The organism is Dietzia timorensis (assembly GCF_001659785.1).
Taxonomy (GTDB): Bacteria; Actinomycetota; Actinomycetes; order Mycobacteriales; family Mycobacteriaceae; genus Dietzia; species Dietzia timorensis.
This window is the reverse complement of record NZ_CP015961.1, coordinates 2,450,280-2,474,027: the sequence shown is the minus strand read 5'-3', so window position 1 is coordinate 2,474,027 and position 23,748 is coordinate 2,450,280. Positions and strand designations below refer to the sequence as shown.

23 protein-coding genes are annotated in these 23,748 nt (G+C 66.2%); 11 read left to right on the top strand and 12 right to left on the bottom strand.

Features of this window, described 5'->3' with window-relative positions; genetic code table 11:
* Window position 1 precedes the first annotated feature (1 nt).
* Entirely contained in the window at window positions 2-1,630 is a 1,629-nt protein-coding gene (locus BJL86_RS11425; RefSeq protein WP_067476330.1) for an AMP-binding protein, read from the top strand.
* 746 nt (window positions 1,631-2,376) lie between these two features.
* Window positions 2,377-2,967 (top strand): PDDEXK family nuclease, encoded by a 591-nt coding sequence (locus tag BJL86_RS17160; RefSeq protein ID WP_067476325.1) that lies wholly within the window; start codon window positions 2,377-2,379, stop codon window positions 2,965-2,967.
* A 107-nt stretch (window positions 2,968-3,074) separates the two neighbouring features.
* On the opposite strand, the gene BJL86_RS11415 is transcribed toward BJL86_RS17160, so the two are convergent.
* Together BJL86_RS11415 and BJL86_RS11410 are read right to left on the bottom strand one after the other, a co-directional pair.
* On the bottom strand, window positions 3,075-4,130 hold the full coding sequence (locus BJL86_RS11415) for an oxygenase MpaB family protein (protein ID WP_067476322.1): 1,056 nt from the start codon (window positions 4,128-4,130) through the stop codon (window positions 3,075-3,077).
* 120 nt (window positions 4,131-4,250) lie between these two features.
* A complete protein-coding gene (locus BJL86_RS11410; RefSeq protein ID WP_156515381.1) occupies window positions 4,251-4,922 on the bottom strand; it encodes an LppP/LprE family lipoprotein in 672 nt (223 codons plus the stop codon).
* 243 nt (window positions 4,923-5,165) lie between these two features.
* On the opposite strand from BJL86_RS11410, the gene BJL86_RS11405 reads away from it, so the two are divergent.
* Complete coding sequence (locus BJL86_RS11405; protein ID WP_082908616.1) at window positions 5,166-7,250, top strand: acetoacetate--CoA ligase; 2,085 nt, start codon at window positions 5,166-5,168, stop codon at window positions 7,248-7,250.
* 43 nt (window positions 7,251-7,293) lie between these two features.
* Here the strand turns inward: BJL86_RS11405 and BJL86_RS11400 are convergent, their stop codons facing one another.
* Complete coding sequence (locus tag BJL86_RS11400) at window positions 7,294-8,775, bottom strand: MFS transporter (RefSeq protein ID WP_067476317.1); 1,482 nt, start codon at window positions 8,773-8,775, stop codon at window positions 7,294-7,296.
* Window positions 8,776-8,884: 109 nt separating this feature from the next.
* Here BJL86_RS11400 and BJL86_RS11395 point away from each other — a divergent pair, with 109 nt between their 5' ends.
* Both BJL86_RS11395 and BJL86_RS11390 read left to right on the top strand, forming a co-directional pair.
* Complete coding sequence (locus tag BJL86_RS11395) at window positions 8,885-9,349, top strand: MarR family winged helix-turn-helix transcriptional regulator (RefSeq protein WP_067476315.1); 465 nt, start codon at window positions 8,885-8,887, stop codon at window positions 9,347-9,349.
* Between the two features lie 148 nt (window positions 9,350-9,497).
* A complete protein-coding gene (locus tag BJL86_RS11390) occupies window positions 9,498-10,913 on the top strand; it encodes a TIGR01777 family oxidoreductase (protein ID WP_067476312.1) in 1,416 nt (471 codons plus the stop codon).
* A gap of 19 nt (window positions 10,914-10,932) precedes the next feature.
* Here BJL86_RS11390 and BJL86_RS11385 read toward each other — a convergent pair whose 3' ends face one another.
* The 5 genes from BJL86_RS11385 to rpmB all read right to left on the bottom strand — a co-directional run bounded on the left by BJL86_RS11385 (window position 10,933) and on the right by rpmB (window position 13,239).
* The gene (locus BJL86_RS11385) at window positions 10,933-11,916 is read right to left on the bottom strand and encodes an AEC family transporter (protein WP_067476309.1); all 984 of its coding nucleotides are present in this window, start codon (window positions 11,914-11,916) and stop codon (window positions 10,933-10,935) included.
* Between the two features lie 353 nt (window positions 11,917-12,269).
* Complete coding sequence (gene rpsR, locus BJL86_RS11380) at window positions 12,270-12,521, bottom strand: 30S ribosomal protein S18 (protein ID WP_067476307.1); 252 nt, start codon at window positions 12,519-12,521, stop codon at window positions 12,270-12,272.
* 7 nt (window positions 12,522-12,528) lie between these two features.
* Complete coding sequence (gene rpsN, locus BJL86_RS11375; RefSeq protein WP_067476304.1) at window positions 12,529-12,834, bottom strand: 30S ribosomal protein S14; 306 nt, start codon at window positions 12,832-12,834, stop codon at window positions 12,529-12,531.
* 4 nt (window positions 12,835-12,838) lie between these two features.
* Complete coding sequence (gene rpmG / locus BJL86_RS11370; RefSeq protein ID WP_067476300.1) at window positions 12,839-13,003, bottom strand: 50S ribosomal protein L33; 165 nt, start codon at window positions 13,001-13,003, stop codon at window positions 12,839-12,841.
* Window positions 13,003-13,239, bottom strand: coding sequence for a 50S ribosomal protein L28 (gene rpmB, locus BJL86_RS11365; RefSeq protein ID WP_067476298.1), 237 nt, complete (start codon window positions 13,237-13,239; stop codon window positions 13,003-13,005). Before rpmB ends, rpmG begins: the two co-directional genes overlap by 1 nt.
* A gap of 803 nt (window positions 13,240-14,042) precedes the next feature.
* On the opposite strand from rpmB, the gene BJL86_RS11360 reads away from it, so the two are divergent.
* From BJL86_RS11360 to BJL86_RS11335, 6 genes are all read left to right on the top strand, one after another.
* On the top strand, window positions 14,043-14,303 hold the full coding sequence (locus BJL86_RS11360) for a type B 50S ribosomal protein L31 (RefSeq protein WP_067476295.1): 261 nt from the start codon (window positions 14,043-14,045) through the stop codon (window positions 14,301-14,303).
* A 45-nt stretch (window positions 14,304-14,348) separates the two neighbouring features.
* On the top strand, window positions 14,349-14,519 hold the full coding sequence (gene rpmF / locus BJL86_RS11355; RefSeq protein ID WP_067476291.1) for a 50S ribosomal protein L32: 171 nt from the start codon (window positions 14,349-14,351) through the stop codon (window positions 14,517-14,519).
* Between the two features lie 183 nt (window positions 14,520-14,702).
* A complete protein-coding gene (locus BJL86_RS11350) occupies window positions 14,703-15,386 on the top strand; it encodes a response regulator transcription factor (protein WP_067476288.1) in 684 nt (227 codons plus the stop codon).
* 239 nt (window positions 15,387-15,625) lie between these two features.
* Window positions 15,626-17,155 (top strand): HAMP domain-containing sensor histidine kinase, encoded by a 1,530-nt coding sequence (locus tag BJL86_RS11345; RefSeq protein ID WP_082908618.1) that lies wholly within the window; start codon window positions 15,626-15,628, stop codon window positions 17,153-17,155.
* 77 nt (window positions 17,156-17,232) lie between these two features.
* Complete coding sequence (locus BJL86_RS11340; RefSeq protein ID WP_075844978.1) at window positions 17,233-18,663, top strand: S1C family serine protease; 1,431 nt, start codon at window positions 17,233-17,235, stop codon at window positions 18,661-18,663.
* A gap of 98 nt (window positions 18,664-18,761) precedes the next feature.
* The gene (locus tag BJL86_RS11335) at window positions 18,762-19,703 is read left to right on the top strand and encodes a siderophore-interacting protein (RefSeq protein WP_067476280.1); all 942 of its coding nucleotides are present in this window, start codon (window positions 18,762-18,764) and stop codon (window positions 19,701-19,703) included.
* A gap of 4 nt (window positions 19,704-19,707) precedes the next feature.
* Here BJL86_RS11335 and BJL86_RS11330 read toward each other — a convergent pair whose 3' ends face one another.
* Genes BJL86_RS11330 through BJL86_RS11315 form a run of 4 tightly spaced genes read right to left on the bottom strand, consistent with a single transcriptional unit; the run spans window position 19,708 to window position 23,601 of the window.
* Complete coding sequence (locus BJL86_RS11330; protein ID WP_067476278.1) at window positions 19,708-20,574, bottom strand: ABC transporter ATP-binding protein; 867 nt, start codon at window positions 20,572-20,574, stop codon at window positions 19,708-19,710.
* 15 nt (window positions 20,575-20,589) lie between these two features.
* Window positions 20,590-21,633, bottom strand: a complete 1,044-nt coding sequence (locus tag BJL86_RS11325) for a FecCD family ABC transporter permease (protein WP_067476276.1) — start codon at window positions 21,631-21,633, stop codon at window positions 20,590-20,592.
* Window positions 21,630-22,643: a FecCD family ABC transporter permease gene (locus BJL86_RS11320; RefSeq protein ID WP_231887257.1), complete on the bottom strand. Its 1,014-nt coding sequence runs from the start codon at window positions 22,641-22,643 to the stop codon at window positions 21,630-21,632. The genes BJL86_RS11325 and BJL86_RS11320 overlap by 4 nt, the downstream gene beginning before the upstream one ends.
* A gap of 4 nt (window positions 22,644-22,647) precedes the next feature.
* Complete coding sequence (locus BJL86_RS11315) at window positions 22,648-23,601, bottom strand: ABC transporter substrate-binding protein (RefSeq protein WP_067476273.1); 954 nt, start codon at window positions 23,599-23,601, stop codon at window positions 22,648-22,650.
* Window positions 23,602-23,748: the final 147 nt, after the last annotated feature.

The following is a 23,748-nucleotide window of genomic DNA, read 5'->3' as shown; positions in this document are numbered from 1 at the left end:
GATGTCCGCTCTCTCGCTATCTCACGCCCGCGGCGCCGCCGAGCCTGCGCTTCTCACCACGACGATCGGCGAGAACCTCGCCCGCACGACCGAGCGCTTCGGCGAACGTGATGCCCTGGTCGACGTGCACGCAGGGGTCCGTTTCACATACGCCGAGTTCCTCGGCGTCGTGCGGCAGGTCGCGACCGGCCTCCTCGATCTAGGTGTGACGGCAGGGGACCGCGTCGGCGTGTGGTCCCCGAACCGCTGGGAGTGGACGGTGGTGCAATACGCGACGGCGGAGATCGGCGCGATCCTGGTCAACATCAACCCCGCATACCGCACGAGCGAGCTCAGCTATGTGCTGGGGCAGTCCGGCATCTCCGTGGTCCTCGCCGCCGAGAAGTACAAGGATTCCGACTATGCCGGGATGCTCGAAAAGGTCCGCCCCGAGACGCCCGGGGTGCGCGAGATCGTACTGTTCGAATCCGAGCACTGGCAGACGATCCTCGACACGCCCGCCGACGAACAGCGGTTGTCCGATATCGCCGCGTCCCTGCGCGCGGCCGATCCGATCAACATCCAGTACACCTCGGGGACCACGGGCTTCCCCAAGGGCGCGACCCTCTCGCACACGAACATCCTCAACAACGGGTACATGGTGGGCGAGCTCGTGGGCTATTCCGAGGTCGACCGCGTATGCATTCCGGTGCCCTTCTATCACTGCTTCGGGATGGTGATGGGCAACCTCGCGTGCACCTCGCACGGTGCGGCGATGGTGATCCCGGCGCCGACCTTCGACCCGGTCGCCTCGCTGACCGCTGTCGAGAAGGAACGCTGCACCAGCCTCTACGGCGTCCCGACGATGTTTATCGCCGAGCTCGCCCTCGACAACCTCGCCGATTTCGACCTCGGCTCGCTGCGTACGGGAATCATGGCCGGCTCCCCATGCCCAGAGAACACGATGCGCCGGGTGATGAGCGAGATGGGGATGGAGGAGGTCTCCATCTGCTACGGAATGACGGAAACCTCGCCGGTCTCCACCCAGACCCGCGTCGACGATTCCGTGGACCGCCGCGTCTCCACCGTCGGTCGCGTCGGCCCGCACCTCGAGGTGAAGATCGCTGATCCTTCGACCGGCGAGACCCTTCCGATCGGCGTGCCGGGCGAGCTCTGCACCCGCGGCTATTCGGTGATGCTCGGCTACTGGGAGAATCCGGAGAAGACCTCCGAGGCACTGGTCGACGGCTGGATGCGCACCGGCGACATCGGCGTCATGGACTCCGACGGCTACGTCCAGGTCACCGGCCGCATCAAGGACATGGTCATCCGCGGCGGCGAGAACATCTACCCGCGCGAGATCGAGGAGTTCCTCTACACGCATCCTGACGTCGTGGATGCTCAAGTTATCGGCGTCCCCGATGCGAAGTACGGCGAAGAACTCATGGCCTGGATTCGGCTGTCGCCCGGCGCGGACGAACTCACCGCCGAGTCCCTGCGCGCCTTCGCCGACGGCAAGCTCGCACGCCACAAGATCCCGCGCTACGTCCACATCGTCGACGAGTTCCCGATGACGGTGACCGGCAAAGTTCGCAAGGTCGAAATGCGCGCGGAGGCCGAGAAAATGCTCGCCGGCGGGGACCCCTCCTAGCCAACGCCCCGCCTAACCGGCCGCCAACGCGCCCGCCGCCGCGTCCCTCGGGGACAAGGGCGAGACGAGGCGGCGTACGTGCCGTCGAAACGTCTACAAACCGCTCTACGCATCCTGAAATCGGGGCCGTCGGCGTACAAACCGTCGAGATGTAAAGAAACCGCCCTACGCACGCGGAAAATCGACACTCTCGACGGTTTGTAGCTAGGAGACCGAAAAATGGTGTGCAAAACCCCAAGAATTCATGCCGTATCGGTTGCCCTCAAACCGCGTCCGGTGCGCTGACGTGCGTCGACCCTCTATTCACAGGCCCAATCGAGCGTCCACAGAAGTGCGCTTAGTGTCGTCGCTCGCCGATCCGCGTCCAGGCTGTGCTCAACACTGTGTCCATGGCAAAAATATTGAAGTTGGAAGACACCAACGTCTGCCTTGTCACGCGAAGCGAATTGCTCGACAAAGGATATACCAGGGGAAAGATCGCTAATCTCTTGCGAAAGGGCGAGCTCGTCCGAATATGCAATGGTGTCTATCTCGACCCGCCGGTTGAAGTGAATTACCGCGAAAGCACACATCTCCTCGGTTGTGCGGGGTTCATGCTTAGCGCTCGACGCGACTGGGCCCTGTCCCATTGGAGTGCCGCACTCATGCACGGACTACCCGGGTGGAAACTTCCACTGGCGACGACGGCGGTCACCATGGATTCACCAACGCCGAGAAGTATGAAAGGGCCCACCAGCTATCAGCGCATGACGCGTCTGCCCGCCGATGATGTCACGATCATTGCAGGGTTCAAGGTCACCGGAATCGAACGCACACTGCTCGATGTGGGAACGACCTGTGGATTCGCGGCAGCAGTCGTCGCGATCGAGTCAGCGCTTTACAAGCAACTGGTCCGTAAGCACGTCCTCGTCGAGTACTTCGGATCGAAACGGAACCTCAACAACCTTCCCGCTGGACTCAAAGCATTAGCTTTCGCCTCCGCCTTGTCCGAGAGCGTCCTCGAATCGCGCAGTCGCTTGTTCTTCGACCACTTCGGCATCGCCCAACCCGAACAACAGGTCCTCATCCACACCAGAAGCGGGCGGAAGTATCGCGTCGACTTCCTCTGGCGCGCGCTCAAACTCATCGGCGAAGCCGACGGGAAGGCGAAAATCGTCGGGGCCGGCACCACCCGCGAACAGGAGAAACGACTCCGCGAGCACTGGCGCCGCGAAGAAGACCTCCGGGCCGAGGGTTACACGGTCGTGCGATGGACGTGGGACGACCTCGCTAACCCACACGAGCTCAGAACGCGCCTCGAATCCGCCTTCGCCCAGGCGAGACGTGTCGCTGCATAACGTCGCTGCTCCATTCTCGGCCCGTCCGAGGCGGGGGAGAACCACGCAGGCACGGTGGCCCGGGACACGCAGGCACGGAGGCCCAGCACGCGCAGGACGACGCGGCGCTAGGCCTCGGCGCGCGGGGCTGCGAACTCCAGGAGCGGATCATGGTGATTGTGGGTGTAAGGATCTTCGGCGGCGTCGGCCTCGCGGGCGCGCAGCATGTCCGCGTATTGGACCAGCGGGGGCCGAGGGTCGCCGAAGGCCTCTCGCGCCTCGGCGGCCGTCCAGACCTTCGGCGACAAAGCCGGCTCGCCGCGCAGATGCGGGGAGAGAACCGGGCCGCCGTGGGGCGAGATCGCGTGGAGGAAGCGTGCCTGTCCTTCGGGGTCACGGTTGAGGCGGGCCATGGCGACGCGGAGGACCGCCGTCACTCCCGAATCGACGAGGCGGGATTGGTGCACGCCCATCATGGGGCGCATCCAGCGCGGATACGTCGCGATGACGCCCGCGCGGATCGCCGGGGCGGACACAGCCCGCAGCCACCCTGGAAGCGCGGTGAAGATCGTCCGCATCCCGTCGAGGATGAAGTCGACGTTGTACTGCGCCGCCTCCGACGCGGCCAGGTGCGGGCGCCACGCTTCGAAGTATTCGCGCACCTCGGCGCGCGTGGCCGGGACGTCCGCAGGGTCGATCGGCTGGAACTGCGCCGCGATCGCGCACTCGCGCCAGTACCGCTCCTCCTCGTCCGCGGGCAGCGGGCCGGGGCCGAATTTCTCGTAGACGTAGAGGATGGAATGCCACGCCGTCATATGTATCCACAGCTGGGAGGATGGGCGGTTGGAGTCGTAGGTCCCGCCGGTCACGGGGTTGTGTCCGCGGGCGCGGGAGTGGATCTTCATGAGCACGTCCGAGGACTTGATCACCGTCCGCGCGTCGCCGTAGAGCACCGTCGCGAAGTACTGCACGGTGCGGTCATAACGTAGGCCGGGGCGCTGCAGAACCTGTCCACTCGCGTCGACGGAGGCGGCGAGATCGGGGTCGAGGTGCTCAATCGTCACCGCGCGGATGAATCCGAGCAGCGCCGAAGTGGGGTATGACCACACCTTTCGCGCGACCGAATCGGGCGGGAAAAAACCCTCGTCCTCGCGGACGTAGCGCTTCGTGGTACGAGCAGGCATTTGGACACTCCTTAGGCATTTGTCAAACCCTGTGGGCCGACCGTAGCACTAGAAAGTGATCCGCGCCACACCCAAGTGTGACGTCGGACGCGCTCGATTCGCTCAGCCCGCGTGCGCCCGCTACTGCATGCCCATATTCGGGAAGCGGCCCTCTGGGACGACCTGCGAGCCGTCCCACCGGAACGTCACGTCGGTCGTAAAATTCGACGCCTCCGCGTTCGAGCCGCCCGCGGCGTCGAGCGCCTCGTAGTCCTTGTAGCGCACGGTCACCGAATCGTCGGTCGTGCCGATCACCTGGTGCTGCTGAACCGTGTCCGAGCCGACGCCGAGGTAGTCACCCTTGTGGAATAGCATGAGCTGGTTCTGGAATTGGGCGTTGCCCTGCTCAGACTGCTCGACCGTGGCGTAGGAGAGCGTCGCGCACGGATCAAAGTTGCTATCGCCCTTATAGGTCCAGGACATGCCCTCGAGCGAAGGTGCGGGCACCTGGCCGATGTTGTCCGTGATCGCGGCGGCATTCGGGTCGGCTCCGCAATTCTCCTGCTCTTCGCCCGAGCCGTTTCCGTTCGCGGCGGTGCTTTCGCTCGTCGTCGCGCCGGAGCCGTGAGAGCTCGCCGGTGCAGGTGACGGCGCCGGGCTCTGCTGGTTCGCGTCGGCGGTCGCCGTCTCGGTAAGGGTGGTCATCGGGGGCGCGGCGTCGTCGGCGGCCTCGGATCCGCAGGCGGAGAGCGAGAGCGCGGCCACCGCGGCGAGGGCCGCGAGCGTGGCGTGGACGGGTGAGCGAGCGTGCATCGTGAACCTCCGGCGCATAAACGTGGGGGCGATCTGCTTACGCCCTCCCTATATGTTGCGGTCGGCAACCCGTTACAGCGCAGCGGCTCCGCAGCGGGCCGGATTCGAATTAGCGCCAATTAACTGAAGTGGTGTCGCAAAGGCCGCGCTACGGGTAATTTGATGGGTAACCCACGCCACACCGGGCGGAGTGGACCGCGGGATGAATCGCCCCGTGTCCGCCGACTAAGAAGGGGAGCGACGATGAGCGAGTCAGGCACAGGCGCAGGCACCGACAAAGGCACAGGCACAGGCGCCGACGCCCCCGACGACGCGCCGATCTGGGCGCCGAGCCCGCAGCAAGTCGAGGAGTCCGAGCGCACCGAGTTCGCGCGCGGTGCCGCCGCGGAGTACGGCTACACCGGCGCCCCGGACGACTACGCGGCACTGCACGCCTGGTCGGTGGCGGAACTCGGCAACTTCTGGTCCGCGGTCGGGCGGCACTTCGAGGTCCCGGGCTTCGGCGCGCCGGGCGACCCACTGCTGGCCGAGGGGGACGCCCTCGCCGTCGACGCCATGCCCGGCGCCAGGTGGTTCCCCGACTTCCGAGGCAATTTCGTCGAGGCCGTCCTCGCCCACGAGGTGAGAAATCCAGGTGCGTCCGCCGTCATAGCCGTGTCCGAACCTTTCGATGACGGCGCAGTGTCTCGATCCGAATTGTCGTTCTCGCAGCTGCGCGAGGAGTCCGCCGCGCTGGCCGCGCGGCTCGCCGAGGCCGGGGTGCGGCCGGGAGACCGGGTGGCGGCATACGTCCCCGATATCGCCGAGGGGATCGTCGCGTTCTACGCGACCGCGTGGATCGGCGCCGTGTGGACGGCGTGCGGGCAGGACTACGCGCCCGCCGCCGCGGCCGCGCGCATGGGGCAGCTCGAGCCGAAGGTGCTCATCGCGGCGGATGGCTATCGCAACGCCGGGAAGTGGCACGATAAGCGTGCGGACACCGCCGACCTTGCCGAGCGGTTGCCGGGCGACGTGCGGGTCATCGAGGTACGCCGCGGTGCCGAACCGGGTGCTCCGGGCGCGCTCGTGGGTGCGGAATCGTGGGACGAGGCGATCGCGCGTGGCCGCAAGCTCATGGAAGAAAACGGCGAACCGGCGGTCGAGAAGGTCCCGTTCGACCACCCGCTGTGGGTGTTGTTCTCCTCGGGCACGACGGGCACCCCGAAGGGCATTGTCCATGGGCACGGCGGGGTGCTGCTCGAACACCTCAAGGTGCTGGGTCTCCACGCGGGCCTTCGCGCGGGGGACCGGCTGCTGTGGTTCACCACGCCGAGTTGGATGATGTGGAATTATCGCACGTCCGCGCCGCTCGTCGGGGCGACGGCCGTGTGTTTCGAGGGGCACCCCACACGCCCGCCGGAGGCGCTGTGGGAGGCCGTAGCCCGGGAGGAGGTAACGATCTTCGGTACCTCGCCGGGGCAGATCCTCGCGAGCCGCAAGGCCGGCATTCGCCCCGCCGCGCAGTTCGACCTGTCCGCGCTGCGCGCGATCGGCTCGAGCGGCTCGACGATGCCGGCGGACTCGTTCCGCTGGATTCACGACGAGGTCGGCGGCGTGCCCACGCTATCCATTTCCGGCGGGACGGACGTCGTCTCCGCGTTCGCCGGCGGGCAGGACGCGTACCCCGTGTACGCCGGCGAGCTCTCCGCCGCCTACCTCGGCTGCGACCTGCGCTCGTGGTCGCCGGAGGGGGAGGACCTCACTGGCGAGGTCGGCGAGATGGTCATCGCTCGGCCGATGCCCTCTATGCCCGTAGAGTTCTGGAACGACGCCGACGGCGCCCGCTACCGCTCGGCGTACTTCGAGCACTTCCCCGGGGTGTGGCGTCACGGCGACTGGATCAAGATCAACGGCCGCGGCGGCGTGACGATTCACGGCCGATCCGATGCCACCCTCAACCGCAACGGCATCCGTATGGGCTCGGCGGACATCTACGGAGTGGTCGAGGAGATCGAAGGCGTCGCAGAGGCTTTCGTCCTCGGCGTCGAGGGGCCTGAGGCGAAGTATTGGATGCCGCTCTACATAGTTCCCGCCGAAGGCACGGAGGTTGACGCCACGCTACGCGATCGCATCACCGCCGCCATCCGCGCGGACCTGTCCCCGCGGCACGTGCCGGACGAGATCTCCCAGGCGCCGGGCATTCCGCACACGAAGACGGGCAAGAAGCTCGAGGTTCCCGTTACCGCGATTCTCGCCGGCCGCGAGGACGTCAACGTCGACCGCCAGTCGATCGACAACCCGGACCTGCTCGACTGGTACGTGAAACGCGGCGCCGAACACCGCTGGTAAGCGGGTGCTCGGCGCCGCGGGTCTGGGCGCGAGGGCGCGGATCCTAGGAGCGCGCGGGCTCCGGCTCGCCTGCCTGGTTAGGCTCTCCGGCGTCAGCAAGCGATGCGTTCTTCGTCTTGGCGCGCGTCACGCACAGGGCGAGGCCGGCGCCGAGCAGTGCCGCGGCGGCGCCGACGAGGAAGCACAGCTTGAAAGCGTCGTGGGTGGGAATCTCGGGCGTTCCGGGCGCGAGCGCGACGGTCTGGCTCGTGAGGATCGCGGCCATCACGGCGCCGGCGATCGTCGTGCCCACCGAGCGCATCAGGCCGTTGACGCCGACGGCGGACCCCGACTCGCTCGAGGGCACGTTGTCCATGACGAGTGTCGGCATGGCCGCATAGCCGATGCCGACGCCGGCCGAGCACACCAGCGTGGCGAGCATGAGCTGCCACGGGGCGCTCATGAGGAACAGTCCGACGAGGTAGCCACACGAGAGCACCACGGCGCCGATCGCCAGGGTGACGCGCGCGCCGATCGAGTTCATCAGCCGGCTCGACACGGGGGCGAACACCATCATCATGAGCCCGCCCGGGGCCATCCACAGACCGGCGGCGAGGATCGACTGGCCGAGGCCGTAGCCGGTGATCTCGGGCATCTCGAGCAGCTGCGGTACGACGATCATCTGCGCCATCATGCCGAAGCCGATGGCGACCGCGGCGAGGTTGGTGAACAGTACCGGCCGGTTTGCCGTCGAACGAAGGTCCACGATCGGATCGGACTGGCGCAGCTCGAACGCGCCCCAGAGGATGAGGACGATGATGCCGCCGACGATGCTGCCAATCGTCGTCGCGCTCGTCCAGCCCCACTCGGAGCCCTTGGAGATGCCGACGAGGAACGCGATGAGACCGGCGGCGAGCCCGATGATTCCGGGCACGTCGATGTGCGCCGGATGCGCATCGCGGACGTGGGGGACGACGAAAGCGGTAAGCGCGAAGACGATGATCGCGAGGCCGGTCGACATCCAGAACAGCCCGTGCCAGGAGAACTGCTCGGTGATCCACGCGGCGAGTGGCAGCCCGATCGCGCCGCCGACGCCCATCGTTGCCGAAACGGTGGCTACGGCGCCCGCCTGCTTCTGGGGCGGCGAGACCTCGCGCACCATCGAGATGGCTACGGGGATGTAGCCCATCGCCATGCCTTGGAGGGCCCGGCCGATAAGAAAGAGGGGGAGCCCGCCCGCGAGCGCGGCGACGAGCGAACCCACAGCGAGGATTGCCGCCGAGGCGCACAACACGACCTTCTTGCCGTAGAGGTCCGCGAGCCGGCCGGTTACCGGCATCGTCACCGCCGCGGCGAGCAACGTGGCCGTGACCGCCCACGAGGCGTTCCCGGCAGAGGTTCCGAGGAGCTGCGGCAGCTCTGCCTGGATCGGGATGACGAGCGACTGCATGAGCGCGCCCGAGAAGCTACCGAGGCACAGGATCGCGACGACGATCTCCGTGGGGAAACGGCCGACGCGAGGAGGCGCCGAGGTGGTGGAATCCATGAAAATCCTTCAAAGTGTCAGTAAGTAAATGCTCGCTTATGTAAGTTACATACAATGTGTGTAATCTACATACGTCAAACGGTGTAGGACAAGTTCCAGGTGGTGTGAGATGCCCGACAGCTCGAGAAAAGCCGGGCTCAGCGCGGATCGCGAGGTCGCTTCGCTGCTCAATCGTCTCGAGCAATCGCGGCGCGGTGCGACTGCGAACGCGAAACTCGGAGCGGCGGACGCGCGGATCCTGTGGCTGCTCGGCGGCGGGGAGGAGTACACGCTCCGCGATATTTCCGACAAGCTGAATCTCGAGCAGTCGACCGTCAATCGCCAGGTCAACGCCGCGGTAAAGGCCGGGTATGTCGAGAAGAAGCGCTCGCGGGCCCGCGCGGCATGGGTGTTTTCGCCGAGCGCCGACGGGCGCAAGAAATTCGACACGGACCTCGAGATGCACCTCGGTTTCTACGCCCGCGCCCTGGCCGAGCTCGACGAGTCCGAGAAGCAGGTCTTCATCGAGCTCCTCACGCGAGTCGTCGGCGGTTACGAGACCGCCATCCGCACGGAGTCCTGGTCGCGGATCTAACCGGAGCCCGGCCCGCGAGCGCCCTGGAAACTGGCGCGAAAGATGGCAGGGAAGCGCCACGCGATGGAAGGGTGGAGGGCACGGGCACTTCGCCCGGGTGGCCACGGGACGCAACAGCGCCTCCGGTCACCACCGATGAGGAGAAGACATGTCGCTTCACACCCGCCAACTCCTGCACCACGATCACGGCTACGTCCAGGAGTGGTTCGCCAGGCCGGGCGCCGTGCGCAGGCTGACTCCGGGCCGCGCGCCGCTCACGCCCATCAGCGAGGCCGCGTCTCTTCGCGACGGAATAACCGAGTTTCGTCTGCCTGCCGGCCTTCGCTGGCGCGCTCGGCACACGCCGGAGGGGTATGTCGCCGGCTCCCGGTTCGTCGACGAAGTCGCGAATCAGCCTTTCGCCGCGATCACCGGGTGGCGCCACGCGCACTACGTCGAGGCGGCAACCGGGCCTAACGGGGAACGGTGGTGCATCGTCGGCGACGACGTCGACGCGCGCATCCCCGCCCTGGGGCTCGAGAGCCTGTTCGCATTCCGCCACACCGTGCTGGCCGCGGATCTCGCCGCTGCCGACCGCCTCGCCGGCTACCTCGACCTCGGCCACGGCACCGACTCGGGACGGCTGCTGCCGCATCGCACCATCGCCGTCACGGGTTCTTCCGGCACCGTCGGGTCAGCCCTCTGCGCGCTACTCACCACCTCCGGTCACCGGGTCATCCGGCTCGTCCGCTCGCCGCGCGAGGCGGCCGCCCCCGACACGCGTCACTGGGATCCCGCACGCCCGTCGCCCCGCCTTCTGGATGACGTCGACGCGCTCATCCACCTCGCCGGCGAGCCCATCGCGGGTAGATTCACCGACAAGCACCTCGAAGCCGTGCGCTCCTCGCGGGTCGAACCCACCCGCGCCTTGGCCCATGCCGTTGCCGCGGCGGGAACACCCGTCGTCGTATCCGCATCGGCGGTCGGCTACTACGGTCCCGACCGCGGCCGAGAAATCCTCACCGAGACCTCGGTGCGCGGGGACGGTCCGCTCGCGGCGATAGTCGGGGAGTGGGAGCGCGCGTGGGATCCGGCGCGGGAGGCCGGGGCGCGCGTGAGCGTCATCCGCACCGGGCTCGTGCAGGCGGGCGGAGGGGGACTGCTGCCGATGCTCGCGCGGATCGTCTCCACCGGGCTCGGCGGGCGCCTGGGCAAGGGCAACCAGTGGTTCCCGTGGATCGCGCTCGACGACCTACTCGACATCTATCACCGCGCCGTACTCGACCCTGATCTTGCGGGGCCGATCAACGCGGTCGCCCCGGGCGGCGTCGACAATGCCGAATTCACCAAGACCCTTGCCAAGGTTCTGCGCAGGCCAGCGGCGATTCCGGTTCCCAAATTCGGTCCGGCGCTACTTCTCGGATCGAGCGGCGCCGACGAACTCGCCTTCGCCAATCAGCGAGTCGAACCCGCCGCACTCGTCGACGCCGGGCACATCTTCCGCTACAACGATCTCGAACCGGCGCTGCGCCACGAGCTCGCCCGCGAGGAGCTGCGGCCCTATCGCGGCGACGCGTCGGTTTAGCCGATCGCTCTGCCCCAAACTATCCCGCGAGGACAGCCGCGACCCCGATCAGCACGGGAAGTGCCAAAACGGTAGTTGTGACGGCGGAGTCGCGCGCCAACAGGACGCCGCGGCCGTAGCGATTCGCCACCACGAGCACGTTCTGCGCCGTCGGCAGGCACGCGGCCACGACCACCGTGAACAAGGCGTGCCCCTCCATCCCGAGGGCGAGGCCGACGCCCCAGGCGAGAAGCGGCTGCACGATCATCTTCAGAACGGTCACGAGCGCGACGTCCGTGCGAGGGGAGATCCCGCGCTCGAGCACCCGCACGCCGTACAGCGACATCCCGAACACGAGCAGCGCGCCCGGAACTGACGCCTGCCCGATGAGGTGAATGGGCTCGAGGACGCGTTCGGGTAGCTTCCATGGCAGCGCGGCCAACACGAGCCCAAGCAGGCCGGAGATGATGAGCGGGTTGCGCGCGGACTGGGCGAGCGCGGCGAATGCGCCGGAACGCCCGCCGCCACCCGTCGAAGGAGCGCCGGCGCCGCCGGCAGCCTCGGAAGACGCGGCCTCCGCCGTCATGAGCCGGTCCATGATCGCGATGATGACGGGCTGCAGCAGGCATACCTGGAACAGCATGAGCGGTGCGACAAAGGCGAGGTCGCCGAGCACATACAGCGCGATCGGGATGCCGAGGTTCGCCGAATTCACGTACGAGGCGGACATCGCGCCCATGACCAGCGTCGGCCCGCGGCGTCCAAGCAGCCCGCGAGCAAGCGCGACGTAAATCAGCGCGACGATCACGGCCGTGCCCGCGGACACGAGGAAGATCTCCGACAGCACGTCGCGGATATCGCGCTGGGCGAGGGAGTCGAGCAGCAGCGCTGGCGTCGCGACAAAGAACACCATGCGGTTGAGCACGAGCTGGCCGTCCGAACCGAGTACATTCGTGCGTGCGCAGATCCAGCCGACGGCGATCACCACGGCGATCACCCCGAAGCCGGAGAGCACACCGAGCACGCCGCACGCTCCTTCGCTTCAGGGTTCTGTGATTCTGGATTCGACCGCGCGCACTCTCAAAAGACCCGCGAGCGCGCGAAAACCCTATCCATTTAACTCCCGCGCCCATGCCTGCGCGAAACCGCCAGGTCGGTATGCGAACGCACGAAAGCCACACACGCTACCCGGCGGCGAAATGCCAGAAGACCGAGGGCGCAGACTTCCCGCATTGGGGAGTCGCGCACACCTCGGTCTTCGATGGCGCTGTTGTCCTTGGTGGCTAGCCCTGGGTTAGGAGTCAGGGCCGGGCCGCGGGACTTGGGTGCGCCGCACGAGTCGGCGCGAACGCTCGGGTGAGATCCGAGCGGGGGTGCCTACCGGCTGGTGAAGGGGAGCAGCGCCATTTCGCGCGCGTTCTTCACAGCGGTGGCGACCTGGCGCTGCTGCTGCGGCGTCAGGCCCGTCACGCGGCGCGAACGGATCTTGCCACGATCGGAGATGAAGGTACGGAGGGTGTTGATGTCCTTGTAATCAACGGTCTCGATACCAGCGGTCTTCAGCGGGTTCTTCTTGGGGCGGCGGCCCTCTTGGATCCGCGACTTCTTCGGGATGCGCTTGTTAGCCATTTAAGTATCACCAGCTCGACTTCGTCACACCGGGCAGCTCGCCACGGTGGGCCATCTCGCGCATACGTACGCGGGAGAGGCCAAACTTACGGAGGTAACCGCGGGGACGGCCATCGTGGACGTCGCGGTTGCGAAGACGCACGGGCGAAGCATCGCGCGGCATCTTGTTGAGAGCGGTCTGGGCGTCGAAACGCGCCTCGTCCGTGCTCTCCGGGTTCTTGATGATGGCCTTCAGCTCTGCGCGACGCTCGGCGAATCGCTCCACCTTGGCGCGGCGCTGCTGGTTCTTGGCAATCTTGGACTTCTTTGCCATAGGGCTAGCGCTCCTCTCGGAATTCGACGTGCTTGCGGACAACCGGATCGAACTTCTTCAGCGTGATGCGGTCCGGGTTGTTACGGCGGTTCTTGCGGGTCACGTACGTGAACCCGGTGCCGGCCGTGGACTTGAGCTTGATGATCGGGCGGACGTCGTTACGTGCCATTAGATCTTCTCCCCACGTGCTCGGATACGGGCCACCACGGACTCGATTCCGTCGCGGTCGATGGTCTTGATGCCCTTGGTCGAGACGTTGAGCGTGATGCGACGTCCCTCGGAGGGCAGGTAGTAGCTACGGCGCTGGACATTCGGGTTCCAGCGTCGGTTGGTCCTTCGGTGCGAGTGCGAGACGGACTTACCAAAGCCTGGCTTCCGTCCCGTTACCTGGCAGTACGCCGACATGGCGTGATCTCCTTCTCCCTGGCGGGATGAACCCTGCAGAACCTACAAATCGTCAAACGCGCAGGAGGCCGCGGAACCGAATGGCTGAAATGCCGATCCGGAACTCTCGGCCAACGCTCTGCGGCGATCCCGTTTCAGTGGGTCCGCCCCAACGCGATGGTTGCGTCGTGTTCGTAAGTCCGCATCCGTGTGTTCATCTCGCGCAAATGGGCGATAGCAAACGTGCAGACAACAGCGAGTGCCTAACTTACAGCGTCGGGCCCGAAATTGGTAATCGGCGAACGCCGCACTGCGCACCAGCGCATTCGACGGTCGGCCGCCGAGGGACCTATATATTAAGGCGTTTGCCCCTGCGACGAATCTCCGGTCGTTATCCCGTGTATGACGTCGGGCGTGGCGATTTTCCCAGCCTCGCCGCGCGCCAGTGCGGCGAGGGACGAGGCGGCGCCGAGCCGCGCTGCCGGCGAATTTGTCTTGTGCGCCCGTGGGGGTACGATCGACACAAGCGTGTGTGGTGGTATCGGAGTTCGCGGGTCAGACCGTGGCCTCGGTGCAGACCCGTTCGTCCCGGTTTACCTGGGGCAACGAGATAGGGTCGCGTCGCTTTCGAGTCGACCGGCCCGCCTGCGGTACTCCACTGACACGGCGCACGACCCAAGTTCTTCTTCTGCGTCCGCGAGGGCGAGACGCAAAGGGGAACCTGCTGCGCATTTTCCAAGCAGTTCTCCGGTGGCGGAGCACTGCGGGTGGGAATGTTTCGTGTGCCCAAAGGTAAAGAGCCAAAAGTAGAGGAATCAAAGCAGATGAAGAAGGACATCCACCCCGACTACCACCCGGTGGTTTTCCAGGATGCTGGTACCGGAACCAAGTTCCTCACCCGTTCCACGATCAAGTCCGACCGCAAGGTCGAGTGGGAAGACGGCAACGAGTACCCGCTGATCGTCGCCGATGTCACCAGCGAGTCGCACCCGTTCTGGACCGGCGCGCAGCGCGTCATGGACACCGCTGGCCGCGTGGAGAAGTTCCAGCGCCGCTACGGCAACCGCGTTCGCCGCAGCAAGTAATTCCGGCCGCACAGCCCCCGACTTCTTTCAAGGTAAGGACCCATCATGGCAGTTCCCAAGCGGCGCCTGTCGCGCGCCAACACCCACTCCCGCCGTTCGCAGTGGAAGGCCAACAACCAGGCACTGCAGAACACGCGCATCGACGGCCAGGAGGTCGCCATCCCGCGTCGTCTGGTCAAGGCCGCCAAGCTCGGCCTCGTAGACCTCGACCGCTAGTAGCGGCCAGGTCGCGCACCGGCTTCAGCCCCGTCACGTCGCACGTTCGCTGCACACTTCGCAGCGCTCGTGCGGCGTTTCGCATTTCTGCACTTTCCTCGTTCGTCCAGGTAAAAGGTTGTTCTGACCAACCTTTGCGCGAGTGCTCAGCGAGCGCACAGTCAAAGCTGTAAGACTGGCAACATGAAAATCCTTGTTGTAGACGACGACCAGGCGGTCCGCGAATCGCTTCGACGGTCGCTGAGTTTCAATGGTTACGACGTCGAACTCGCCGGCGATGGCGTCGAGGCGATCGACCACGTCGACTCGAACCGCCCGGACGCGCTCATCCTCGATGTGATGATGCCGCGCCGCGACGGTCTCGAGGTGTGCCGCATCCTGCGTAGCCGCGGCGACGACATCCCGGTCCTCATGCTCACCGCCCGCGACGCGGTCTCCGAGCGCGTGGCCGGTCTTGACGCGGGTGCGGACGACTACTTGCAGAAGCCCTTCGCGCTCGAAGAGCTCCTCGCCCGCCTGCGCGCTCTGCTCCGCCGCACCGGCTCCGGCTCGGAGGAGGAGAACGAGACCCTCACGTTTGAGGACCTCACGATGGACGTGGGCACCCGCGAGGTGCGCCGTGGCGAGCGCCCGATCCAGCTCACCCGCACGGAGTTCTCGCTCCTCGAGCTGCTCATGCACAACCCGCGCCGCGTCCTCACGCGTTCCCTCATTCTCGAGGAAGTGTGGGGCTACGACTTCCCGACGAGCGGTAACGCCCTCGAGGTCTACATCGGTTACCTTCGCCGCAAGACCGAGGGCGAGGGCGAAAGCCGACTCATCCACACAGTCCGCGGCGTCGGTTACGTCCTGCGGGAGAACCCATAGTGCTAGGCCTTCCAGGCCGCCGGAACCGCAAGAAGGCGGCGCCCGGCGGCCCCGGCGCGCCCGAACCCCGGCGGATCGAGCCGACTGGCGCAGCGCAGCCGTCTGGAACGCCGCAGCCGCTCGGCTCGCCCGGCCATTCCGCGGAGTCCTCCCGGCAGGAGCCGGGAACGGGCCATCACCCCGTCGATGACGGTGGAGTTCCCGTTCTTCCCGAGCCCGGAGTCTCCGAGTCCGCGACGATGCCCCAGGCGGCGAAGCTGCGCGCGAAGTCCGCGCCCATGTCGCTGCGGCGCCGCGTCGCGCTGCTTGCCGCGACCACGGTCGGCGTCGCCGTGGCGCTCATGACCGTTGCCGCGTATTTCGTCGTCACGAACGCGCTTGTGGACAACGCGAGCAAACGCCTCGAACGCCAGGCCGTCACCATGCTGCAGCTCGGCGCGGCGGACACCGCAAACACTCAGCCCCGCACGTGGATCGCTGCGCTCACGACCTTCAATCCCGACCTCGAGCCGATCGTCATCACGCGCGACGGTCTCACCTACGGCCCCTACCGGGATGATCCGTACAGGCTGCCGTTCCAGATCGGGGAGGCCGAGCACAAGGTCTACGACCGCGAGGTGTCCTCGTCGATGCGCACCGCCGAGGGTAAGCAGATCATCGCGGTGGCCAACCGCGACGGGTCGACGCTCATCCTCGCGCAGGATCTCGGCCCCACCCGCGAGGTGCTCAACAGACTCGCGATCGTGTTGTCGATCGTCGGCGCGCTCGGCATCATCCTGGCCGCCGCCGCGGGCACTGCGGTCGGGCGGACGGGGCTCGCCCCGGTCGGCAGGCTCACGCGCGCTGTCGAACGTGTCGCACGGACCGACGACCTGCGGCCGATCCCCGTCGCGGGCGACGACGAGCTCGCGCGGTTGACCTACGCGTTCAACCAGATGCTCATCGCGCTGCAAGAGAGCCGCGAGCGTCAGTCACGCCTCGTCGCCGACGCCGGCCACGAACTCAAGACGCCACTCACCTCACTGCGGACCAACGCCGAGCTTCTCATTGCCGCGAACCGTCCCGACGCCCCGGACATCCCCGAAGAAGACCGCCGAGACCTCGAGAAGGACGTCGTCGCGCAGATCGAGGAACTCTCGACACTCGTCGGGGACCTCGTCGACCTCGCCCGCCAGGATGCCGGTGCGGAGACCATCGAGCTGATTAACCTCGCCGATACCCTCGGCGCGTCCATGGAGCGTGTGCGTCGTCGCCGTCAGAATGTGGAATTCGACGTGCAGAAGGTGGACTGGTACCTCTACGGCGACGACTCGGCGTGGGAACGCGCATTGCTCAATCTGTGCGACAACGCGGCCAAGTGGTCGCCGTCGGGCGGCACGGTGACGGTGCGGATGTCCGCGTCGGACAATCTCCTCACGCTCGATGTGGCCGACCAGGGGCCGGGCATCCCCGAGGCCGACCGCGAGCTGGTGTTCGAGCGGTTCTACCGGGCCACCGAATCGCGCACGATGCCCGGCTCCGGGCTAGGCCTCGCGATCGTGCGGCAGGTGGTCGTCAAACACGGCGGTACCATCGAGGCCCGCGAGGCCCCGGGCGGTGGCGCATTGCTTCATATGGAATTGCCGGGAACACCGACGTCTCCCGAGGAGTCCAACCTTTCGGACGCAGCGACGGGCCAAGCCATACAGACCGATGCCAAGACGGTCCCGATCAAGCGCGGTTCCGGTCGCGGGAGGAACGGCAAGACGCCGCCCTCCACCGGTCGCTGACGGGCCGCCCACGTTTCCCACGTAGGTCCCACATGGCTCACAGACACCGCACAGCATGAAGCGAAAGAATCGACATCATGGAACGAAACGACAATTACGGCGCCGCTAACGGCGAGCAGTCAGGCGCGGATCAGAACCCGCAGCCGCAGTGGAACGGGGCAGGCCACACCGCGCCTATTCCGCAGCAGTCACAGGGACAGCCTCAGGGGCCGCAGGGTATCGGCCGCCCGCCGTTTGCGCAGCAGCCGCAGGCAGGCGGCCAGCCCTTCGGCCAGCAGACCGGACAACAGGCCGGCCAGCCAGGCCAGCTCTTCGGCGGGCCGGGCGCACACAACCAGCCCGGCGGCACCCAGCCCCAGTACTACGGCGGGTTCACCCATGACGGCGGAGTCCCTCCCTACCAGGGCGCTGCGGGCCCCGCGGAGAAGAAGCGCTCGCCCCGCGCCCTCACGGCGCTCGGGATCGTCGCCGCGATGGTCCTCGCCGGCGGAGTCGGCGGCGTGGTCGGCGCCAACTACGGGGGCTCGTCGAATTCGGGTAATACCATCCTCGGCGCCTCGGGTGGGGCAGCGAGCGTGCCCGCCTCCGAGCCCACCGACGGCACGGTCGAGTCCGTGGCCGAGAAGGTGCTTCCGTCGGTCGTGTCGATCACGGCGGTCGGTCGCTCGGGAGGCGGAGAAGGCTCTGGTGTGATCTTGTCCGAGGACGGCAAGATCCTCACCAATAACCACGTCGTCGCGGTCGCCGGTCAGGGCGGACAGATCCAGGTGTCCTTCAACGACGGCACGGTCGCCGAGGCCACGGTCGTCGGCGCGGATGCCGCCTCAGACGTCGCAGTGATCGAGGTGAAGGACCGGAACAACCTCCAGCCCATCGCACTCGGCTCTTCTGGCGATCTACAGGTCGGGCAGAATGTCGTCGCCATCGGCTCGCCACTCGGATTGTCGGGAACCGTGACGACGGGAATCGTCTCGTCGCTCAACCGTCCGGTCATGGCCGGTGGCGCCGAATCCGGGCAGTCCACTGTCATCGACGCGATCCAGACCGATGCCGCGATCAACCCCGGTAACTCCGGTGGCGCGCTCGTAGACATGGGTGGAAACCTCGTCGGGATGAACTCCGCGATCGCCTCGCTCGGCAGCGGGCAGGAGGCCGGTTCGATCGGTCTCGGCTTTGCAATTCCTGTCGAGCAAGCGCAGCGGATCGCCACACAGCTCATCGAGCAGGGGCACGCCACTCGGGCCGTACTGGGCGCGAGCGTACTCAACGAATCCCGAGTGCTCGGCGCGCAGATCGCTGGCGTCGAGCAGGGCGGGCCGGCGCAGGAGGCCGGTCTCCCCGAGGACGCCGTAGTCACCAAGCTCGACGATCGAAACATCGAATCGGGCGACGCCCTGGTGGCCGCCGTGCGTTCGCACAGCCCCGGCGACAAGGTGACTCTCACTTATTCCACTCGCGGGCAGGGCGAGGAGAAAACGGTTGAGGTCACTCTCGGAGAAGGCGAGTAGTCCGAGTGGATAGGTAAGACTCACAACAGGTAGGTTGGGCTGAGTAGTCGGGGGAGGGAAATACCCTTCCCCTTGCTGCTTGGCGAGAGGACCCCACGGTGAACGAACCTCAAGACAGGCCTTCCTACCGGCTGTTCAACACCACTGTCGACGTTATCGACACGTCGCGCCCCTCGATGGTGCGGGTACAGGTGGTCGGCGACTGTCTGCAGCATTTCGGCCGGGCAGGGCTGGACCAGCGCATCAAGGTTCTGTTTCCGCCGTTCGACGAGCAGGCGGGCGAGCATCTTCCGATGCCCGACCTCGGGCCCGAGGACTCGGGCATGATGAATCTCTACCGCGACTCCCGCGCCATGGACACACCTCCGACGTGGCGAACCTACACCGTGCGCCGGATCGATCCGGAGGGCAAGTGGCTGCAGATCGACTTCGTTCTGCACGGGACCACGAGCCCGTCGGCGCGGTGGCTCAACTCGCTGAGCGTGGGCGATCCGGTCACGGTTGTCGGGCCCGACGAGCGATCGACGCGTTCACGCGGCGGCATCGAATGGAAGCCGGGCGGCGCGTCGACGATCCTCATCGCAGGGGACGAAACCGCGTTGCCGGCGGTCGCCGCGATCGCTGAATCGGGGACTATCCCCGACGGAGCCGACGTGTGCATCGTCGTCGAGGCGCCGGAGTCTGCGGACCTCGACGATTTCGAGGCTGACCCGGCCTGGACGGTGCACCGGCTGGCACGCACGGCGGGGGAGAACCCGGGCGAGGCGATGGAGCGGCAGGTCCGCGAGTTTCTCGACGCGCGGCCCGATTTTCTCGGCGCTCCCCAGGATGAGCCCCAGCCCGTCGAGACCGCGGACGCCGACGAGGCGCTCTGGGACACCGCGGACGACGTCGACGCGGGTGGGCACTACGCCTGGCTGGCGGGCGAGGCCGGCGCCGTCACTCGCCTGAGGCGACACCTGGTGAAGGAGCTCGGCGTGGACAAGCGCGCGGTGTCCTTCATGGGCTACTGGAAGCTCGGCAAGGCTGCGGCCGGTTAGGAAGTCAGCAGCCCCCGGCAGCCACGCGACCGTTGAACGAACCGCGCGGAACAATGATCGGGCAGCCGCCTTGCGGGTCGTCGATGATCTCCGCGTCGAGGCCGTACACCGCTTCGAGGTTGGCCGGTGTCAATACCTCGGCAGGGCTGCCATCGCATTTGACGGCGCCGTCACGCATCATCACCATGCGGTCGGAGAACATCCCCGCCAGCATCAGATCGTGGAGCACCATGACCACGGTGCGACCCTCTCGCGCAACCTTCTTGACGAGGCCCAGCATGTCGATCGCATGCGCGGGATCGAGGTAGGTCGTGGGCTCGTCGAGTAGCAGCACAGGAGTTTCCTGCGCCAGCGCCATCGCGAACCAGGCGCGCTGGCGCTGTCCGCCCGACAGCGAGGCGACATCACGGTCCATGAGTTCGGTGAGCTCCGCCTCGTGAGCGGCCTTGTCTATGACGGCTCGATCGTGTGCGGACTCGCCGCGCCACCTCGCCCTGTGCGGGTAGCGTCCCCGCGCGACGAGCTCGCCCACTGACAGGCCATCAGGGGCGATCGGCGTCTGTGGCTGAAGTGCGATGATCTGGGCCGCTTCCTTTGGGCGGAGGTCGTAGACGTTCCTCCCATCGACCTCGACGCTGCCTTCACGGGGCTCAAGCAACCGCGAGATACTGCGCAGTAGCGTGGACTTGCCGCAACCGTTCGGGCCCAGCAGGGTGGTGACTTCGCCGGGGCGCGCAGTGAGCTCGACGTCAGAGAAGATATCCGGGCCGGCGGCATACCCGGAGCGCAGTTTCGATACCGAGATCGTCGCTCCCCGGTTGTCCGGTGAGGGAGGGGAGGTATCCGTGGCGGCGTCCGAGTTCGAGTTCATGTAACAACTTTCTTTCTAAGCCGAGGTCTTACGCAGTCCGACAATGGTCAAAAACACGAGTGCAGTACCGCCGAAAATGCTGGTCATAAGCCCAGCAGGCACGCTCACTCGGAGCAGCCCCGAGATCACGGAGCACGTTGACAAGATCGCTGCGCCAGAGGCCGCGGAGCACCACTGTGTGGGTGTCGGCGTGCGAGCGACAATCCTGGCGAGGTGCGGCGCGACGAGCGCGACGAACACGATGGGGCCAACGACGGCGACGGTGACGGCGACGAGTCCCGTGGCACAAATGAGCAGGATCGTACGTACCCGGTTGACGTCGATTCCAAGGGTTAAGCCGGTGTCGTCGTCGTGAGCAAGATACTTGACCTGGTGCCCGACGAACCCGGCGATGATGAGGAACGGGAGGATCCCGAGGACTAGGGGGACGACGGTGTCGCTTCTCACCATTCCCGTCGAACCGGCGATCCATAGCTGTGCCTGCGACGCACTGTTGATATCGGCACGAAGCAACATGTAGGACACGGCCGATTGGAACATCAGCGACAGCGAGAAGCCGATGAGTACGACGCGGCGCGACGACCCGAAGCCACCTAGGACCATAAGAAGAACAAGGACGGTGAGCGAGCCGACAAGTGCGAGTCCGGCACGGGCCCAGAATCCGGAGAAGCCGAGGGATAGGCTCGGGCCGATGAACGCCGTACCGGCTACGACCATGACCGAGGCGCCGCCCGATATGCCGAGAAAATCTGGGGAGGCGAGAGGGTTTCGGGTCATGGTAATGGTCCACGAGCCTGCCAGGCCGAGGGCCGCGCCGACGATGACGGTGACGATGGCAACGGGAAGTCGCAGATCCCAGACGATGTTGATCGCCTGGCGAGAGCCGCCACCGGTGAGGACCTCGATGACTTCTAGCGGTGATAGCTGCGTCGGGCCGGTGCCGAGTAGAAGGACATAGGCGACGGCCGTGATCGCTACGAATGCGGCGGTCGCGGCGAGAGCGTAGGTGCGGGTGGAACGCGGCTGCTTGACCGGGATGGCGGCGACGTCCGTCGTCATTTGGCGATTCCCTTCACTACGGCTGCGATGAGGAACGGCGCCCCGACAATGGCGAGAACGATGGAGACTTCGAGTTCGCCTGGCCGCATGACGAGGCGCCCGATGATGTCGGCAACGACAGTCAAGATCGCCCCTGCGAAAGCGACCGGTATATACATGCGCGACAGCGTCGGGCCTGTGAACGGTCGCACCAGGTGGGGCGCGGCGAAACCGACGAAGACTATAGGGCCGACTGCGGCTGTCGCCATTCCGGCGAAGGTCACCACGACCAAGCCCGCAAGCGCTCGAGTGGTATTCGGCGAACTACCCAAGCCCGACGCTGCGTCATCTCCGAGCGCGAGGATATCCATGGGACGACAGGTGAGCGAGGCGAGGATGAGGCCGATAACCAATCCCGCCACCGCGATGGTGATGTCGCCGCCGTCCTTGCCTACTGTCGAGCCGACGTTCCACTGGCGCATCCCATCGAATATGCGGTCCGACTGCAGGGCGAGGAGCGTCGCTGCAGACGTCAACGCCCATGACAGTCCTACGCCGACGAGGATGAGCGTGAGGGAATCCTTCGCCTTGCGCGTGGCCGCCACGACAACCGCCGCGGTGATCGCGGCCCCGATGATCGCGGCCACAGCAGTCCACGCGCTGCTCGATAGGCCGAGCGTGAAGAAGATGGCGACGAAGAACGATGCGCCGGCGGTGAGGCCGATGATCCCAGGGTCCGCGAGAGGATTTCTGGTCCACGACTGTGCAAAGGCCCCGGCGACCGCCAAGCTCGCGCCGGCCGCGGCAGCGAGCACCGTGCGCGGAAAGCGAAGGCCCCAGACCACAGTGCCTTCATCGGAACCGACCCCCGGCCCTTGTGTGAGGACCGTCCAGAGATCGCCTAACGGGATCGCGCGCGCGCCAAGTAGCAGCGAGGCTATGGCGGAGAGGAGGAGAAGTCCGGCCAGGAGCGCGACGAAAGCGGCCCATCGAGTGATGGGCCGCGTCGCGGTTGTCGTCCGAGAAGTCAATTAGTTACTCTGCGAACTTGTCGAGAGCCCACGGGATCGTCACGGGGTTCGGCATGCTCATGGCATTGCCGACTTCCTGCTTGAGGTAACGGACCTTGTCGTCCTTGACGACGTTGAGGTTCTTGAACGCTTCGTTGTCACGGACCTCGTTCTCCTGTCCCTCGTACTCGAGGATGTAGAGAACGTCGAGCTCGTCGAGCATGCTGTACTTCTCAGGGGACAGGTCCATGAAGAACGAGCCCTCGTCCGCGGCCTGCAGGTCGTCCGGGATCTCGTAACCGAGCTCGGTAAGGAAGGCGCCGCGCCCGTCGCCCTCGGTGTAGATGCCCAGGCGCCCTTCGTAAGGAAGCGCGATCGCTGCCTTCTGTCCCTCGATCTCGGGATGTGCGTTGCGGTAGTCCTCGAACGCCTTCTTGGTGTCCTCGATGAGCTTGTCGCCTTCTTCGGACTTGTCGACTGCCTCGGCTACCTCGCGAACCTGAACGTCCCACGGGATCGACCAATCGTCGTATTCGTCCGAGTGGGTCGCGACCGGGGCGATGGCCTCGAGGTCCTTCTTCGCCTGGTCGTCGACTGCCTGGTTGATCGCGACGATCTGCGTTGGGTTGGCACTTGAGATCTGCTCGACGGCTTCTGCCGTCATTCCCTGGCCGAGGTTTTGCACGACGACAGGAGCGGGCCCGGTGAACAGGTCCTCGGACCATGGACCCACGCCCTTGTCGTTGACATCGGTGGGCGTGAACGGAGCGACCACGGTGGGCTGGATGCCCAGGGCGAGGAGCGTGTCGGCGTCGCCGAAACCGAGCGCGGCCACCGAGGAGGTGTCGGCACCCGAACCTTCGGCGCTCGATTCCTCGCCACCTTCGCCGCGCGAACATGCCGTGAGGCCGGCTGCGGCGACGACCGCGATGCCGAATGAAGCAAGGAGTTTCTTGCGCCTACCGAAAGTGGAATTCACTGGGTTCTCCTCGGTGAGAGTGGGGAGTGGGAATGAATGAACGTATGCCATCCAAAAGTATAGGTCAGCCTTAGCTAAGGTTCCTAAGAGGACCCAGAATATCGGGAGATGTGGCTTGGCCACAAGATCCGTACGGTGACGGCCCGG

Coding starts and splice junctions, on each gene's coding strand:
- BJL86_RS11425 (WP_067476330.1), top strand. CDS start 2: ATGTCCGCTCTCTCGCTATCTCACGCCCGCGGCGCCGCCGAGCCTGCG.
- BJL86_RS17160 (WP_067476325.1), top strand. CDS start 2,377: ATGACGCGTCTGCCCGCCGATGATGTCACGATCATTGCAGGGTTCAAG.
- BJL86_RS11415 (WP_067476322.1), bottom strand. CDS start 4,130: ATGCCTGCTCGTACCACGAAGCGCTACGTCCGCGAGGACGAGGGTTTT.
- BJL86_RS11410 (WP_156515381.1), bottom strand. CDS start 4,922: ATGCACGCTCGCTCACCCGTCCACGCCACGCTCGCGGCCCTCGCCGCG.
- BJL86_RS11405 (WP_082908616.1), top strand. CDS start 5,166: ATGAGCGAGTCAGGCACAGGCGCAGGCACCGACAAAGGCACAGGCACA.
- BJL86_RS11400 (WP_067476317.1), bottom strand. CDS start 8,775: ATGGATTCCACCACCTCGGCGCCTCCTCGCGTCGGCCGTTTCCCCACG.
- BJL86_RS11395 (WP_067476315.1), top strand. CDS start 8,885: ATGCCCGACAGCTCGAGAAAAGCCGGGCTCAGCGCGGATCGCGAGGTC.
- BJL86_RS11390 (WP_067476312.1), top strand. CDS start 9,498: ATGTCGCTTCACACCCGCCAACTCCTGCACCACGATCACGGCTACGTC.
- rpsR (WP_067476307.1), bottom strand. CDS start 12,521: ATGGCTAACAAGCGCATCCCGAAGAAGTCGCGGATCCAAGAGGGCCGC.
- rpsN (WP_067476304.1), bottom strand. CDS start 12,834: ATGGCAAAGAAGTCCAAGATTGCCAAGAACCAGCAGCGCCGCGCCAAG.
- rpmG (WP_067476300.1), bottom strand. CDS start 13,003: ATGGCACGTAACGACGTCCGCCCGATCATCAAGCTCAAGTCCACGGCC.
- rpmB (WP_067476298.1), bottom strand. CDS start 13,239: ATGTCGGCGTACTGCCAGGTAACGGGACGGAAGCCAGGCTTTGGTAAG.
- BJL86_RS11360 (WP_067476295.1), top strand. CDS start 14,043: ATGAAGAAGGACATCCACCCCGACTACCACCCGGTGGTTTTCCAGGAT.
- rpmF (WP_067476291.1), top strand. CDS start 14,349: ATGGCAGTTCCCAAGCGGCGCCTGTCGCGCGCCAACACCCACTCCCGC.
- BJL86_RS11350 (WP_067476288.1), top strand. CDS start 14,703: ATGAAAATCCTTGTTGTAGACGACGACCAGGCGGTCCGCGAATCGCTT.
- BJL86_RS11345 (WP_082908618.1), top strand. CDS start 15,626: ATGCCCCAGGCGGCGAAGCTGCGCGCGAAGTCCGCGCCCATGTCGCTG.
- BJL86_RS11340 (WP_075844978.1), top strand. CDS start 17,233: ATGGAACGAAACGACAATTACGGCGCCGCTAACGGCGAGCAGTCAGGC.
- BJL86_RS11330 (WP_067476278.1), bottom strand. CDS start 20,574: ATGAACTCGAACTCGGACGCCGCCACGGATACCTCCCCTCCCTCACCG.
- BJL86_RS11325 (WP_067476276.1), bottom strand. CDS start 21,633: ATGACGACGGACGTCGCCGCCATCCCGGTCAAGCAGCCGCGTTCCACC.